14 protein-coding genes are annotated in these 13,908 nt (G+C 69.9%); 9 read left to right on the top strand and 5 right to left on the bottom strand.

The window, feature by feature from the left end; translation table 11 throughout:
* Positions 1 to 16 precede the first annotated feature (16 nt).
* Positions 17 to 1,261 (top strand): MFS transporter, encoded by a 1,245-nt coding sequence (locus ABH936_RS09995; RefSeq protein WP_404603182.1) that lies wholly within the window; start codon positions 17 to 19, stop codon positions 1,259 to 1,261.
* A gap of 80 nt (positions 1,262 to 1,341) precedes the next feature.
* On the opposite strand, the gene ABH936_RS09990 is transcribed toward ABH936_RS09995, so the two are convergent.
* Complete coding sequence (locus tag ABH936_RS09990; RefSeq protein WP_062257773.1) at positions 1,342 to 1,935, bottom strand: rhomboid family intramembrane serine protease; 594 nt, start codon at positions 1,933 to 1,935, stop codon at positions 1,342 to 1,344.
* A 338-nt stretch (positions 1,936 to 2,273) separates the two neighbouring features.
* On the opposite strand from ABH936_RS09990, the gene lepA reads away from it, so the two are divergent.
* The 3 genes from lepA (at position 2,274) to ABH936_RS09975 (ending at position 5,522) form a co-directional block, all read left to right on the top strand.
* Positions 2,274 to 4,115, top strand: coding sequence for a translation elongation factor 4 (gene lepA / locus ABH936_RS09985; RefSeq protein WP_006944299.1), 1,842 nt, complete (start codon positions 2,274 to 2,276; stop codon positions 4,113 to 4,115).
* Complete coding sequence (gene trmB, locus ABH936_RS09980) at positions 4,112 to 4,948, top strand: tRNA (guanosine(46)-N7)-methyltransferase TrmB (RefSeq protein ID WP_006944325.1); 837 nt, start codon at positions 4,112 to 4,114, stop codon at positions 4,946 to 4,948. The genes lepA and trmB overlap by 4 nt, the downstream gene beginning before the upstream one ends.
* Positions 4,949 to 5,042: 94 nt before the next feature.
* Entirely contained in the window at positions 5,043 to 5,522 is a 480-nt protein-coding gene (locus tag ABH936_RS09975) for a hotdog fold domain-containing protein (protein ID WP_062257776.1), read from the top strand.
* Between the two features lie 3 nt (positions 5,523 to 5,525).
* On the opposite strand, the gene ABH936_RS09970 is transcribed toward ABH936_RS09975, so the two are convergent.
* On the bottom strand, positions 5,526 to 6,470 hold the full coding sequence (locus tag ABH936_RS09970; RefSeq protein WP_404603181.1) for a LysR family transcriptional regulator: 945 nt from the start codon (positions 6,468 to 6,470) through the stop codon (positions 5,526 to 5,528).
* 84 nt (positions 6,471 to 6,554) lie between these two features.
* Between ABH936_RS09970 and ABH936_RS09965 the strand changes: the two genes are divergently transcribed.
* The 3 genes from ABH936_RS09965 (at position 6,555) to ABH936_RS09955 (ending at position 9,245) form a co-directional block, all read left to right on the top strand.
* A complete protein-coding gene (locus tag ABH936_RS09965) occupies positions 6,555 to 7,673 on the top strand; it encodes a TDT family transporter (protein ID WP_062257841.1) in 1,119 nt (372 codons plus the stop codon).
* 72 nt (positions 7,674 to 7,745) lie between these two features.
* Positions 7,746 to 8,978, top strand: a complete 1,233-nt coding sequence (gene hemW / locus ABH936_RS09960) for a radical SAM family heme chaperone HemW (protein ID WP_404603180.1) — start codon at positions 7,746 to 7,748, stop codon at positions 8,976 to 8,978.
* A 108-nt stretch (positions 8,979 to 9,086) separates the two neighbouring features.
* Positions 9,087 to 9,245: a hypothetical protein gene (locus ABH936_RS09955; RefSeq protein WP_160126212.1), complete on the top strand. Its 159-nt coding sequence runs from the start codon at positions 9,087 to 9,089 to the stop codon at positions 9,243 to 9,245.
* Here ABH936_RS09955 and ABH936_RS09950 read toward each other — a convergent pair.
* From ABH936_RS09950 to ABH936_RS09940, 3 genes are all read right to left on the bottom strand, one after another.
* Complete coding sequence (locus tag ABH936_RS09950) at positions 9,196 to 9,660, bottom strand: hypothetical protein (RefSeq protein ID WP_131941182.1); 465 nt, start codon at positions 9,658 to 9,660, stop codon at positions 9,196 to 9,198. The genes ABH936_RS09955 and ABH936_RS09950 overlap by 50 nt on opposite strands.
* 249 nt (positions 9,661 to 9,909) lie before the next feature.
* Positions 9,910 to 10,380, bottom strand: a complete 471-nt coding sequence (locus ABH936_RS09945; protein ID WP_006944228.1) for a DUF4870 domain-containing protein — start codon at positions 10,378 to 10,380, stop codon at positions 9,910 to 9,912.
* A 151-nt stretch (positions 10,381 to 10,531) separates the two neighbouring features.
* Positions 10,532 to 11,413 carry a DUF3097 domain-containing protein gene (locus ABH936_RS09940; protein ID WP_404603179.1) on the bottom strand — a complete coding sequence of 294 codons (882 nt, stop codon included), beginning with the start codon at positions 11,411 to 11,413 and terminating at the stop codon, positions 10,532 to 10,534.
* A 271-nt stretch (positions 11,414 to 11,684) separates the two neighbouring features.
* Between ABH936_RS09940 and hrcA the strand changes: the two genes are divergently transcribed.
* On the top strand, positions 11,685 to 12,707 hold the full coding sequence (hrcA, locus tag ABH936_RS09935) for a heat-inducible transcriptional repressor HrcA (protein ID WP_074039885.1): 1,023 nt from the start codon (positions 11,685 to 11,687) through the stop codon (positions 12,705 to 12,707).
* Between the two features lie 64 nt (positions 12,708 to 12,771).
* Positions 12,772 to 13,905, top strand: a complete 1,134-nt coding sequence (gene dnaJ / locus ABH936_RS09930) for a molecular chaperone DnaJ (protein WP_038571127.1) — start codon at positions 12,772 to 12,774, stop codon at positions 13,903 to 13,905.
* Positions 13,906 to 13,908 lie beyond the last annotated feature (3 nt).

The following is a 13,908-nucleotide window of genomic DNA, read 5'->3' as shown; positions in this document are numbered from 1 at the left end:
GCGGAAGAATGGATCGGTGACCGAAGCAACCGCGCTGCATGACATCTGCGACGACGAGGCCGTCGACGCCGAACGCTCGAACCGCCACGGCAGCTACCCGCGAGCCGGTCTGGCGATCCTGGCGCTGGCGCTCGGCGGTTTCGCCATCGGCACGACGGAGTTCGTCACGATGGGTCTGCTGCCGCAGATCGCGCGGGGTCTCGGCATCTCGATTCCGAGCGCCGGTCACGCGGTGTCGGCGTACGCGCTCGGCGTGGTCGTCGGTGCGCCTCTCGTCACGATGCTGTTCGCGAAGGTGCCGCGCAAGAACGTCCTGCTCGGACTCATGGTCGCGTTCTTCGTCGGCAACATCGGCTCGGCGCTCGCCTCGAGCTACCCGATGCTGCTGCTCGCGCGCTTCGTCGCGGGCATGCCGCACGGCGCGTTCTTCGGCATCGGCGCCGTCGTCGCGGCCACCCTCGTCGAGAAGCACCGGCGCACCTGGGCCGTGTCGATGATGCTCGCTGGCCTGACGGTGGCGAACATCGTCGGCGTGCCCGTCTCGACGTGGCTCGGGCAGCATCTGGGCTGGCAGTGGCCGTACGCCCTCGTCGCCGTCATCGCGTTGCTCACCGTCGTTGCGGTGTGGTTGTGGATCCCGCACCAGGGCTCCCTGGGCGTCACGTCCGTCACCGGTGAACTGAAGGCGTTGACGCGCCCGCAGGTGTGGTTCGCGCTCGCGATCGGTGTCGTCGGCTTCGGCGGCATGTTCTCGACGTTCAGCTACATCGCGCCGACGATGACGGAGCTCACCGGCTTCTCCGACGCCGTCGTGCCGGCCATCCTGGTCATCTACGGCATCGGCATGACGGCGGGTGCGTTCCTGTCCGAACGCGTCGCCATGCGCGGGCTCATGCGCGGCATCTTCGGCTGCCTCGTGACGATCGCGATCGTCCTGTCGCTCTTCGGCTTCGCCGCGCACAACAAGGTCAGCGCCGTCGTGTTCGTGTTCCTGCTCGGCTGCGTGCCGACGATCATGGTGCCGATGATCCAGACGCGGCTCATGGACGTCGCCCACGAGGGTCAGTCGCTCGCCGCCGCTCTCAACCATGCGACGCTCAACGCCGCCAATGCCCTCGGCGCCTGGCTCGGCGGCGTCGTCCTCGACGCGGGGCTCGGGTACGAGTGGTGCTCGCGCGTCGGTGCCGTGCTCGCGGCGGCGGGCGCCGTCATCACGCTGGTCTCGGCATGGACGTCGCGCCGCGCCGCCGTCGCAGGCTGAGCGCGCCCCTGGTGGTGCGAGGTGGCCGCGCTGATTCGCCCGGCTCTGCCGTCATCGTGGGCACGCTCGGGCCGTGCGGATCAGCCTGAGGACGCCGTCCGATCGCTGACGAGCTTCGCGGCGAGAACACCGCCGATCGCGCCACCGAGGTGACCCTGCCACGAAACGTGGGTGCTCTGCGGAAGCACACCCCACAGCACGCTGCCGTAGACGACGGCGAGGACGAGCCCCACGACGACCTCGGGCCAGCGGCGCGTCCAGAATCCTCGGACGATGAGGTACGTCAGCCACCCGAAGACGACGCCCGAGGCACCCGCGACGGCCGTGTACGGCGGGCTGAGCAGCCACGCGGCAAGCCCCGACGTGCACGTGACGATGAACGTCACACGCGCGAGGACGGCCAGGCCGCTGAGGGCGAGGACGAACCCGAGCGGCAGCAGCAACGCACTGTTCGCCTCGAGATGAGCCCACCCGTAGTGTGCGAACGGCATGGTGAAGATCGACCACAGGTCGCTCACCTCCCAGGCCTTCAGGGAGGCGGCGGCGTCGATGGCGTGGTGCGTCAGCACGTCGAGGGCCTCGATGATCCACAGCGCGGCGACGATCAGTGCGGAGACGACGGCGGATTGCTTGACGCGCTCTGCCGCGGGGCGAAGGGTGTGGTCGAGATCCATGGGCTGGCCTCCTGTGGGGAGTGGCTCGTCGGGTCCACCGGTATGGCGTGGGTGATGCTTCGTCAGTTCGACAACGCGTGCTCGACGACACCCGATCGACGCGTATCTGTCTCGCATCGTAGTGGGGCTCTCTTCGCGTGCGCTGGATGCACGTGTCGCGTCGGCCGTCGTACGTGACGCGTGCGGCAGGGGTGTCGGGGCGTGAAAGAATGAAGGGTCGCCGGTGTGCTCCTCGCGGGGCGCGACGGGCGGCCGCAGATCGATGCGTCATCGCCGCCTCCAGGGCGCGCGGCGGCGAACACCGACCCGACGAACTTCGAGGTATCACGTTGTCACCCATGGCCCGCAAGGCACTCGAGCCCGCCGCGACGCCGCCGGAGCAGATCCGCAACTTCTGCATCATCGCGCACATCGACCACGGCAAGTCGACGCTCGCCGACCGGATGCTGAGCAAGACGGGCGTCGTCGAGGATCGGGCCATGCGTGCGCAGTACCTCGACCGCATGGACATCGAGCGCGAGCGCGGCATCACGATCAAGAGCCAGGCTGTGCGCATGCCGTGGGAGCTCGACGGTACGACCTACTGCCTCAACATGATCGACACGCCGGGGCACGTCGACTTCACCTACGAGGTGTCGCGTTCGCTCGCCGCGTGCGAGGGCGCCGTCCTGCTCGTCGACGCCGCGCAGGGCATCGAGGCGCAGACGCTCGCCAACCTGTACCTGGCGATGGAGAACGACCTCACGATCATCCCGGTCCTCAACAAGATCGACCTGCCGGCCGCGCAGCCCGAGAAGTACGCCGCGGAGATCGCCGGCCTCATCGGCTGCGAACCGGAGGACGTACTCAAGGTCTCCGGCAAGACGGGCGTCGGTGTCGAGGAACTGCTCGACGTCATCGTCGAGAAGCTGCCTGCCCCCGTCGGTGACGCCGACGCGCCGGCCCGCGCCATGATCTTCGACTCCGTCTACGACACCTACCGCGGCGTCGTCACGTACGTGCGCGTGGTCGACGGCCGGCTCAGCCCGCGCGAGAAGATCGAGATGATGTCGACGCGCGCGACGCACGAGCTGCTCGAGATCGGCGTCAACTCTCCCGAGCCGATCCCGACGAAGGGCCTGTCCGTCGGCGAGGTCGGCTACCTCATCACCGGCGTGAAGGACGTGCGCCAGTCGAAGGTCGGTGACACGGTCACGAACGCCGCGAATCCCGCGTCCGAGGCGATCGGCGGCTACTCCGACCCGAAGCCCATGGTGTTCTCGGGTCTGTATCCGATCGACGGTTCCGACTACCCGATCCTGCGTGACGCCCTCGACAAGCTGAAGCTCAACGACGCGGCGCTCGTCTACGAACCGGAGACGTCGGCAGCGCTCGGGTTCGGTTTCCGCGTCGGCTTCCTCGGCATGCTCCACCTGGAGATCACGCGTGAACGCCTCGAGCGAGAGTTCAACCTCGACCTCATCTCGACCCTGCCGAACGTCGTCTACCAGGTGACGACGGACGACGGCGTCGTCAGCGAGGTGACGAACCCGAGCGAGTTCCCCGAGGGCAAGATCGCCGACATCACCGAACCCGTCGTGCGTTCGACGATCCTCGTGCCAAGCGAGTACATCGGCGCCGTCATGGAGCTGTGCCAGGCCCGTCGCGGCAACCTGCTCGGCATGGACTACCTGTCCGAGGAGCGCGTCGAGATGCGCTACACGCTGCCGCTCGCGGAGATCGTGTTCGACTTCTTCGACGCCCTCAAGTCGAAGACGCGCGGATATGCCTCGCTCGACTACGAACCCGCGGGGGAGCAGAGCGCCAACCTCGTCAAGGTCGACATCCTGCTGCAGGGCGACACCGTCGACGCGTTCAGCGCCATCGTGCACCGCGACAAGGCGTACGCCTACGGCACGATGATGGCGACGAAGCTCAAGGAGCTCATCCCGCGTCAGCAGTTCGAGGTGCCGATCCAGGCGGCCATCGGCACGCGCGTCATCGCCCGTGAGAACATCCGCGCCATCCGCAAGGACGTGCTCGCCAAGTGCTACGGCGGCGACATCAGCCGCAAGCGCAAGCTGCTCGAGAAGCAGAAGGAGGGCAAGAAGCGCATGAAGATGGTCGGTTCCGTCGAGGTGCCGCAGGAGGCCTTCATCGCCGCGCTCAGCCAGGGCGAGTCGGCGGAGAAGAAGAAGTGAGCAAGCCCGGTTACGTTCCGGGTGCGACGTCCGGCCAGCCGTCGGAGGGCGCGGGGGAGCACCCGCAGGTCGGGCCGCGCCCACTCGCACGCACGCGCTCGTTCACGCGCCGCGGCGGCCGGATGCCGGAGCGTCACCATCGTGCGCTGAGTGACAACGGTGAGCAGTACGTCCTCGACGTTCCCCGCAAGCCGGGGACGACCGAGCCCGTCGATGGTTTCCGGCTCGACATCGCCGAGGTGTTCGGACGCCGGGCGAAGCTCGTCGTCGAGATCGGTTCGGGCGCGGGGGATCAGATCGTCCATGCAGCGCTCGAGCACCCCGAGACGGATTTCATCGCTCTGGAGGTGTGGCGTCCCGGCATCGCGCAGACGATCTCGAAGGCCGTCCACGCGGGCGTGACGAACGTGCGTCTCATCGAGATCGACGCCTCCGAAGCGCTCGATCGGCTCTTCGCGCCGGGCAGTGTCGACGAGGTGTGGACGTTCTTCCCCGACCCGTGGCCGAAGACGAAGCACCACAAGCGTCGTCTCGTGCAGCTCGGCTTCGCCGACGTCGTCGCCGACGTCCTCGTGCCCGGCGGCACCTGGCGCCTCGCGACCGACTGGGCCGACTATGCCTGGCACATGCGTGACGTCGTCGAGGCGTCGCCCCGCTTCACCAACCCGTGGACCGGGCGCCTCGCGGACGCCGGGGACGCCCACGTCGATCCCGAGGGCGCGCGCGGAGGGTTCGCGCCGCGCTTCGAGGGCCGCACGACGACCCGCTTCGAGACGAAGGGTCTCAAGGTCGAGCGCATCGTGCGCGACCTCGAGGTGAAGCGAGCCAACTGAGCGGTGCCGCTCGGTCCCCACGGCGTTCGGGCTCGGTGTCCCCGGCGCGGCTGATCGGGCGCGAACGCCGATACTCGCGGGTAACCTTGGGGCCATGAATCAGGTCTACGGCATGTACAAAAAGCTCACCGCGAAGAACGACAAGGCGGGGCGCGCAGCGTTCTCGGCCGCGTTCGCGCTCAAGGCGCCCTACTTCCGCACGGTCGCCCCGATGGTCCAGACGATGGAGCCGCACCGCGGCGTCGTGAAGATCAAGAAGTGGTGGGGTGTGCAGAACCACATCGGCACCGTGCACGCCATCGCCATCGCCAACGGCATGGAGTGCGCCATGGGGCTGCTCGCGGAGGCGACGACGCCCGACGACATGCGCTGGATCCCCAAGGGCATCACGCTCGACTACGTCGCGAAGACGCCCGGCGACATCGTGTGCGTCGCCGAGACGACGCCGGAGGACTGGGACAAGGAGCCGCCGTTCCAGGTCGACGTCAAGGTGACGGGGCGCCTCGTCAAGGACGGCACGGTCGCCGTCGAGGGCATCATCCCGATCTACGTCTCGGCCAAGAAGAAGAAGTGACGTTCACCCCGCCGCCGTGGCCAGAAGCGCCGCGGCGGCGGGGTTCGTCAACCGCCGTGGGCCGGCCCAGACGGCCCTCAGGTTGCGGGTGAGGTCGACGCCGTCGACGCCGACCTCCACGAGGGTGCCCGCACGCAGCGCGTCGTCGACAGCGAGCCGGCTGAGGACGGCGGGAGCCGTCCCGGCCGCGGCGGAAACCCGCACGGCGGCGTTGCTCGCCAGCGCGAGCGCCGGGGGAGCGACATCGAGCGGCGCGAGGGCGCGGCGCAAGGCCACCCGCGTGCCCGAGCCCGACTCGCGCGCGACGAGCGGTGTGGCCGCCAGTTCCTCGGCGCGGACACGTGAGCTCGCGGCCCACGGATGCTGCGGCGCGACGACGAGCACGAGGTCGTCATGCGCGACGACGACGGAGTTCAACCCGCGCGGAGCGCCGGGGCCCTCGATGAACCCCAGATCCACCTCACCGCCGCGTGCCGCGGCGAGCACCTCCGTCGTGTTGCCGACGGCTACCGAGATGCCGCGCGTCTCGCCAAGCGATGGGTCGTGAGGGGAAGCGCCACCGGCGCCCGCGCCACCCGCGTCAGCCTCGGCGTGCTGCCACGCCGCGATCCACCCCGGTAACAGGTGTTCGGCGACCGTCTGGCTCGCCATGACGACGAGCGGCGCCTGCGTACGAGCGCGCAGTGCCGCGACTCCCGTCTCGAGGGCGCGCGCCGCCTCGAGCGTCGCGCGCGCCCATTCGACGACGAGCAGGCCGTCGGTCGTGACGCGGGCACCGGTCGTCGCGCGATGGATGAGCGACAGGCCGAGCCTGCGCTCCAGCCGGGCGATGCTGCGACTCGCGTTGGGTTGCGCCACCCCGCAGCGTCGGGCGGCCGCACTGAGCGAGCCCTCGTCGGCCAGTGCCACGAGCAGTTCGAGCGTCGCGAGGTCGGGCCAGGTCGTCACCACTCCAGCCTATATGCGAAGCACATACCCCCATGCCGGATATAGGGCTACCGGTCGAGCCGACACGGCGGAAGCATGGAACCCATGAGCACAGCCACCGCCACCGACGTCATGCCTCACCGAACCACCGGCTCGTTCTTCGAGAACCCGACGGTGCCCGCGGCGTCCCCGGCCTGGTACGGCAGCGTCATGGGCAGCGCGATCCTGGGCACGTTGAGCGAGCTGCGCACCGACGTCATCCCGTTCGGCCACACGCTCGCCGTGGGCTTCTGGCTCATCGCCTGCACCCTGCTCGTCGTCCTCACCGTGTCGTTCGTGGCGCGCATCGCTCGCGATCGCGCTGCCTTCCGCGCGAGCGTCGCGAACCCCGTCGCGATGGCGCAGTGGGGGATGGTGTCGATGGGCGTCCTCGCCGTCGGATCGGCGACGTCCGCGGTGCTCCCGGCGATCTCCTCGGGCCTGAGCGACGCAGCCTGGCGGGCCGACCTCGTCCTGTGGGCCATCGGTACCGTCATCGGCCTCGCCACCGCCGTCGCCGTCCCGGCCCGTCTGCTCGTCGTCGACCCGAGCACCCCGACGACGGTGTGGGGCCTGGCCGTCGTCCCGCCGATGGTCTCGGCGACCGTCGGCGCCGGCATCGTCGGCTGGCTGAGCAGCCCGCAGGCGCGCGTGTGGATGCTGATCGCGAGCGCGGCCTGCTTCTTCGTCGCCCTCGTGCTGGGGGCCATCATCTTCGCGATCGCCTACCGTCACCACTGGCTCGTCGAGCCACTGCCGCTCGCGGCGTCGATCACCGCGTGGCTGCCGCTCGGTGTCGTCGGGCAGTCGAGCGCGGCCGCGCAAGCCATCGCGAAGCAGTCGGCGTCGATGCTGCAGGGCCCGTTCGCGACGACGGTGACGCAGATCGGCCACGTCTACGGCTACGTCATGCTGACGATCGGGGTGCCGCTCGTCGCCTGGGCCCTCGCCATGACTGTGCGCGGCTTCACCAAGCGCATGCCGTTCAGCCCCGGCTGGTGGGGCATGACGTTCCCCGTCGGCACGCTCGTGCTCGGCTCGACGATGCTGGGGCGCAGCTCGCACCACGCGATCTTCACGTGGGCCGGCGGCGCGCTGTACCTCTTCCTGCTCGGCACGTGGAGCGTCTGCGCGATCAGCTCGCTGCTCGCGGTGCGCCACCAGCGCGCTCTGCGTCACGCCTGAACACCGCGAGGAGCTGGGCGCGCGACTGGCGGACGGCCGCGGTGCGGCGCCGAGCGGTGAGACAATGACCGGATGCCGCAGATGCCCGACGGAATCCCCGCCCCTGACGACGGTGCCCTCCCGTCCGCTGCGCTCGCGACGCTGGCGGGCGGTGCGTTCGGGCTGTACGTCCACGTGCCGTTCTGCGTGACGCGCTGCGGTTACTGCGACTTCAACACCTACACGCTCACCGAGCTCGGTGAGCCGGGCGCGAGCGTCAGCACGTACGCGGACGCCGCGCTGCGCGAGCTGGATCTCGCGGCACGCGAACTGGGCGAGGCGCCGAGCGGCGTCCCCGTCATCGAGACCGTCTTCATCGGCGGCGGCACCCCGACGATGCTGCCCGCCGACGACCTCGTCCGCATCCTCGCGAAGGCGCGCGAGCTGTTCGGTCTCGCCGAGGGGTGCGAGGTCACGACGGAGGCCAACCCCGATTCGGTCGACGAGAGCTATCTGCGCACCCTCGCCGACGGTGGTTTCACGCGCGTCAGCATCGGCATGCAGTCGGCCGTCCCGCACGTGCTCGCGACGCTCGAGCGCACGCACGACCCGGCCAACGTCGAACGCGCCGTGCGCGCCGCGAAGGACGTCGGGCTGCAGGTCAGCATCGACCTCATCTACGGCGCGCCGGGGGAGAGTCTCGACGACTGGCGCACCTCGCTCGACGCGGCGATCGCGTTGGAGCCCGACCACATCAGCGCCTACGCCCTCGTCGTCGAGGAGGGCACGAAGATGGGGGCGCAGGTGCGTCGCGGCGAGCTGCCCCTGCCCGATGACGACGACGAGGCCGACAAGTACGAGCTCGCCGACGCCTTGCTCGCGGATGCCGGGTACGACTGGTACGAGGTGTCGAACTGGGCGCGCTCGCCGCAGACGCAGTGCCGCCACAACCTCGCGTACTGGCGCGACGAGCCGTGGTGGGGTGTCGGCCCCGGCGCGCACAGCCACGTCGGCGGCGTGCGCTGGTGGAACGTCAAGCATCCGCGCGCCTACGCCCAACGCGTCAACGCGGGGCTCTCGCCGGCGCTGGCACGCGAACTGCTCGACGAGCGCCAGCGCTATGAGGAACGCGTCCTACTCCAGGTGCGCCTCGCCGAGGGACTTCCTCTCGACATTCTCGACGAGGACGGGCGACGCGCCGTCGCCGGCCTCGTCGCCTCGGGGCTGATCGACGGCCCGTCAGCGGTGCGCGACAAACGAGTTCGTCTGACGCTGCGCGGTCGCCTGCTCACCGACACCGTCGTGCGGGCGCTGCTCGCGATCTGAGCCGCGCGCACCGAGACGCCCGCCTCCCGGGGCTGGCCTGCCTCAGGGGCGATCCCCGGGCCCCTGCGTGCCCGCCTGCGCCGACCCCGACGACCGAAGGGGGCGCCGATGAACGGCTCCGACTACTCGACGACGACGCTGCCGCTCCTGTTCGTCTTCATCTCCTTCGTCGTCACCTTCCTCGTGACGCGCCTCATCCGCGCCGGCAAGGGTCCGTTCAAGGACAACGTCTCCCAGGACGGCGTCCACGTTCACCCCGCCGTCTAAGGCATCTTCGCGCTGCTTGGCCGGCGCGGTCATGAACACGGCGGCCGAGAGTTCGGTCTTCCGCGTCCTGGGGGCGATCCTCATCGGCGCGGGCGCCTCGCTCATCCTGGGCGAGTTCGCGTTTTCCGGAGGCGGTGATCTTGGGCGAGAAGTCGACGCCCCCGAGCAGGTGGTTGGCGCCCCAGACGATGGTGATGGCGGCGATGCCGCCCCGTGCGCCGACGAGCCAGGAACCCAGCGCGCCCTCCTTGACGAAGCCGAGGTCGCGTGAGGTGATGTGCCAGGCCCGGCGGAAGACGAAGGCCGCGATCGCGAGCTGCAGCGCCATCGTCACGACGCCGATCGGCGTCACGAGGCCGTTCTCGCTGTCGCCGAACAGATCACCGACGGCGGCGACGAGACTGCCAGCGAACATGGCGAGCAGCAGGAGGCCGAGGGCACCGAGGACGTTCTTGAGCGCCGAACGCTTGTCGACGGCGGCGACGCCCTCGCGCTAACGGGGGGCCGGGGTCAGGGCAGGGATGATGATTCTTTTCTGAAATCGGGTAGGACGAAGCGCCGCGGCACGGGGTGCCGAGGGAACGTTGTCAGGGGTGGGGGCGAGCCCAGCGCTCACACGAGGTGCGCTGTTGGGGCGGGGCGGGGCGTCGCGACGTGGGCCGCATCAGTTGAGGATGCGGATCTGGAACGGGTAGTCGTAGCTCTCGCCACGCGCCGAGCGCAGCGCTCCCTTGACGTGGCACCACGCGGCGACGAGGAAGATGACGGCCCAGAGCACGAGCGCGACGGGAATGCCGACGAGGGTTAAGACCAGAACCCAACCGACGATGTAGAGAATCGAGAACGCAACGTTGAAGTTGAACGCCCCGGCCGCTGCGCGGCGCACCGCGGCGGAGCGGTTTCTGTAGATGAACCACACGATGAGCGGGCCGAGGAAGCTCACCCATCCCGCAGACAGGATCGCGGCGGCCGGCGCCGACAGGTGCGCGACGATCGAGGCGGCGCGCTCGTCATCGCTGAGGTGACCCTGGCCGGTGACGGGCGGCTCGGCGCCGTACGGAGCGCCGGCCAGCCGTCCGGCTCCCTGGCCCTGCGTGCGCTCGTCGGGGTAGGGGTACGGCTGGGAGTTGCTCACGACGTCTCCTGGTGTCGAAGGGTGAATCTCTCGTTCACTGACCATGATTCCGTGTCTGCGTCCCGAGCGCATCCCCCGCGGGATCGATATTCGCGGGCCCCGGCGTCCATCCCGGGGATGATGTCGGCGCACGCCGCGCCATCCCGGCGTCTCACTGCTGCGCGGGGTCGGTGACGAAGTCGATGAGCTCCTCGACGCGTCCGAGCAGTTCGGGTTGCAGGTCGGCGTACGTGCGCACGGTGCCGAGGATCTGCTTCCATCCGCGCGCGACGTCCGCCTGCGTCGCGTGCGGCCAGCCGAGCTCGGCGAGGATGCCGTGCTTCCACGACTGCCCCTTGGGGATGACGGGCCACTTCGACCAGCCGAGACGCTCGGGTCGTACGGACTGCCACACGTCGACGTAGGGGTGGCCGACGATGAGCACGTGGTCGCGTGCCTGCGGCAGGGCGCGTGCCTTCTCGACGATTCGTGCCTCCTTCGTGCCGGGCACGAGGTGGTCGACGAGGATGCCGAGGCGGCGTCCCTTCTCGGGTCGGAAGTCGCGGATGACGGCCGCGAGATCGTCGACGCCCTCGAGGTATTCGACGACGACGCCCTCGATGCGCAGGTCGTCACCCCACACCTTCTCGACGAGTTCGGCGTCGTGCCGACCCTCGACGAAAATTCGCGAACCCAGCGCGACGCGCGCCTTCGCCCCGGGGACGGCGAGCGAACCGGACGCCGTCCGCCCGGCCTGCGTCTGCTGCTCGGCGAGGCGCGCGGCGGTGGCGGGTCGGGGCGCAACGAGTGTCACGGGTTCGCCGTCGATGAGGAAGCCGGCGCCGAGCGCAAATCCGCGGGCCTTGCCGAAGCGGTCCTCGAGGAAGACGACGTGCTGCCCGCCCGACTTCTCGACGCGCACGACGGCGCCGACGTAACCGCTCTGGGCGTCCTCGACGACGACGTCGAGCTCAGCGGGCACCTCGCGCGAACGCCCACGTCGAGGCGCGCGCCAATCGCCGGAGAGGACGTCGGAGCCGTAACGGTCGGTCATGGCGATCAGGGTAGAACCGCCCACCGACAACCGCCGTCGCGGCGCGCCGAGAACGATGGCCGCGGGCGCAGCCAGGCGCCCGTCGCGGCGTCGCCGAGGGCCGGGGAGCGCGCGCCTGCCGACCGACGGACGATGGACGACGGCGCGAGGGAATCGCCCGCGACGCTGTGGGCGAACACACCCCGCATGATTTGGCACTCGCTCGGCGTGAGTGCCAATCTTGGACGGACTGCAGATCGAAGGACGGTATCGAGGCGCGGGAGGTGAGCGCATGAGCGACGAACGTCGGCTCGAGGTGCTGCGCGCCATCGTGCAGGACTATGTCGCGACGTCCGAACCGGTGGGTTCGAAGGCGTTGCTCGAACGTCATCAGCTCGGCGTCTCCGCCGCGACGATCCGCAATGACATGGCGGCCCTCGAGGACGCCGGTCTCATCTCCGCGCCGCACACCTCGGCCGGTCGCGTGCCCACCGATGCCGGCTACCGCATCTTCGTCGACCGCCTCAGCCAGGTGCGGCCGCTGAGCGCGACACAGCGTCGCGCGATCGAGACGTTCTTGCGTCAGAGCGTCGACCTCGACGACATCGTCGAGCGCACCGCCCGGCTGCTCGCCACGCTGACGAACCAGGCGGCCGTCATGCAGTACCCGTCGCTGCGGCGCTCACGGGTGCGGCACATCGAGCTCGTGCCGGTCGCCGAGGGGCGCCTGTCGCTCGTCGTCATCCTCGACTCAGGTCGCATCGAGCAGCGTCTCGTCTCCGTCGCCTCCGCCGACGACGAGCGCCTCGTCCAGACGCTGCGAGCGCGCGTCAACAAGGTCTCCGGCGCGCGGTTGCTCACCGAGGCCGCCGCGGCCATGACCGAGCTGGGCGCGGAGTTCGAGCCGGGGCAGCGTGCTGACGTCGACACGATCGTCGCGACGATCGCCGCGGTGTTCGCCGAGGACCGGGAGGAGCGCGTCGTGCTCGCGGGGACGGCGAACCTCGCGCGTGCCGGGCTGCGCGACGACGCGGGCCTCAGCGTCAGCCGTGTTCTCGAGGCGCTGGAGGAGCACGTCGTCCTCATGCGCCTCATCAGCACACGCGACGACGATCCGACGCACGAGGTGACCGTCCGCATCGGCGCCGAGAACGACTTCGCAGGCCTCGAGTCGACCTCGCTCGTGACGACGGCCTACGGCAGCGACGCCGTCGCGACGCTCGGCGTGCTCGGCCCGACCCGCATGGACTACCCGCAGACGATGGCGAACGTGCGCGCGGTCGCCCGCTACGTCTCCGAACTTCTCGAGCAGTGATGGCTCGGGCGCACCACGACCACATGAGTGACGAAATCTTCACCCGTCGAAAGCAAGGATGCTCGTGAACGACTACTACGCCGAACTCGGTGTCACGCGTGAGGCCTCCGTCGAGGAGATCAAGCGCGCCTACCGCAAGAAGGCCCGCAAGCTGCACCCCGACGTCAACCCCTCCCCGGAGGCGGCCGAGGAGTTCAAGCGCGTCGGGCAGGCCTACGACGTGCTCGGCGATCCGCAGAAGAAGGCGGCCTACGACCAGGGCGTCGACCCCTACGCGCCCGGCGGTGGCGCCGGGGCCGGGTTCGGTGGCGCCGGGTTCAGCTTCAGCGACATCATGGACGCGTTCTTCACGGGGGGTGCCGCAGGGGGAGGCGGCGGCCCGCGCAGCCGCGTCCAGCACGGCCAGGACGCGTTGCTGCCGCTCGACATCCAACTCGCCACGGCCGTCTTCGGCGGCGAGCAGGAGCTGACGTTCGACACGGCCGTCGTCTGCTCGACCTGTCATGGCGACGGTTCGCGTCCCGGCACGGGCAAGCACACGTGTGACGTGTGCGGCGGTGCGGGGCAGACGCAGCAGGTGCAGCGCAGCTTCCTCGGCCAGGTGTTGACGTCGCGTCCGTGCACCGCGTGCCAGGGGTACGGCGACATCATCGACAGCCCGTGTTTCGAGTGCGACGGCAACGGCCGCAAGCGCGACACGCGCACCATCACGATCAAGGTGCCCGCCGGCGTCGACACCGGCACGCGCATCCAGCTGCGCGGTGAAGGCGAGGTCGGCCCCGGCGGCGGCCCCGCCGGTGACCTGTACGTCGAGGTACGCGTCGAGAAGCACCCGATGTTCCAGCGTCAGGGCGACGATCTGCACTGCTCGCTCGAGCTGCCGATGTCGGCCGCGGCGCTCGGCGCCACGGTGCCGTTCGAGACGCTCGACGGCTCGCGCGACATCGACATCAAGGCCGGCACGCAGCCCGGCGACGTCATCACCCTCAAGGGCCTCGGCGTCACGCGGCTGCGCACCGACAACCGCGGCGACCTGCTCGTGCACGCCAACGTGCGCACCCCGAGCAAGCTGACGGCCGAGCAGGCCGACCTGCTGCGTCAGTTCGCCGAGTCGCGCGGAGAGGACTCGCCGGCGCCGAAGTTCCAGCCCGTCAACCAGGGCCTGCTCGGCAAGCTGCGTCAGGCCTGGAAGGGCTGAGGC

This window comes from Dermacoccus sp. GAS27A, assembly GCF_044909235.1.
Taxonomy (GTDB): domain Bacteria; phylum Actinomycetota; class Actinomycetes; order Actinomycetales; family Dermatophilaceae; genus Dermacoccus; species Dermacoccus nishinomiyaensis.
This window is presented reverse-complemented; position numbering and strand designations above follow the sequence as displayed.

Coding starts and splice junctions, on each gene's coding strand:
- ABH936_RS09955 (WP_160126212.1), top strand. CDS start 9,087: ATGAACGGCTCCGACTACTCGACGACGACGCTGCCGCTCCTGTTCGTC.
- hemW (WP_404603180.1), top strand. CDS start 7,746: ATGCCGCAGATGCCCGACGGAATCCCCGCCCCTGACGACGGTGCCCTC.
- ABH936_RS09940 (WP_404603179.1), bottom strand. CDS start 11,413: ATGACCGACCGTTACGGCTCCGACGTCCTCTCCGGCGATTGGCGCGCG.
- ABH936_RS09975 (WP_062257776.1), top strand. CDS start 5,043: ATGAATCAGGTCTACGGCATGTACAAAAAGCTCACCGCGAAGAACGAC.
- ABH936_RS09950 (WP_131941182.1), bottom strand. CDS start 9,660: ATGTTCGCTGGCAGTCTCGTCGCCGCCGTCGGTGATCTGTTCGGCGAC.
- hrcA (WP_074039885.1), top strand. CDS start 11,685: ATGAGCGACGAACGTCGGCTCGAGGTGCTGCGCGCCATCGTGCAGGAC.
- ABH936_RS09965 (WP_062257841.1), top strand. CDS start 6,555: ATGAGCACAGCCACCGCCACCGACGTCATGCCTCACCGAACCACCGGC.
- ABH936_RS09990 (WP_062257773.1), bottom strand. CDS start 1,935: ATGGATCTCGACCACACCCTTCGCCCCGCGGCAGAGCGCGTCAAGCAA.
- lepA (WP_006944299.1), top strand. CDS start 2,274: ATGGCCCGCAAGGCACTCGAGCCCGCCGCGACGCCGCCGGAGCAGATC.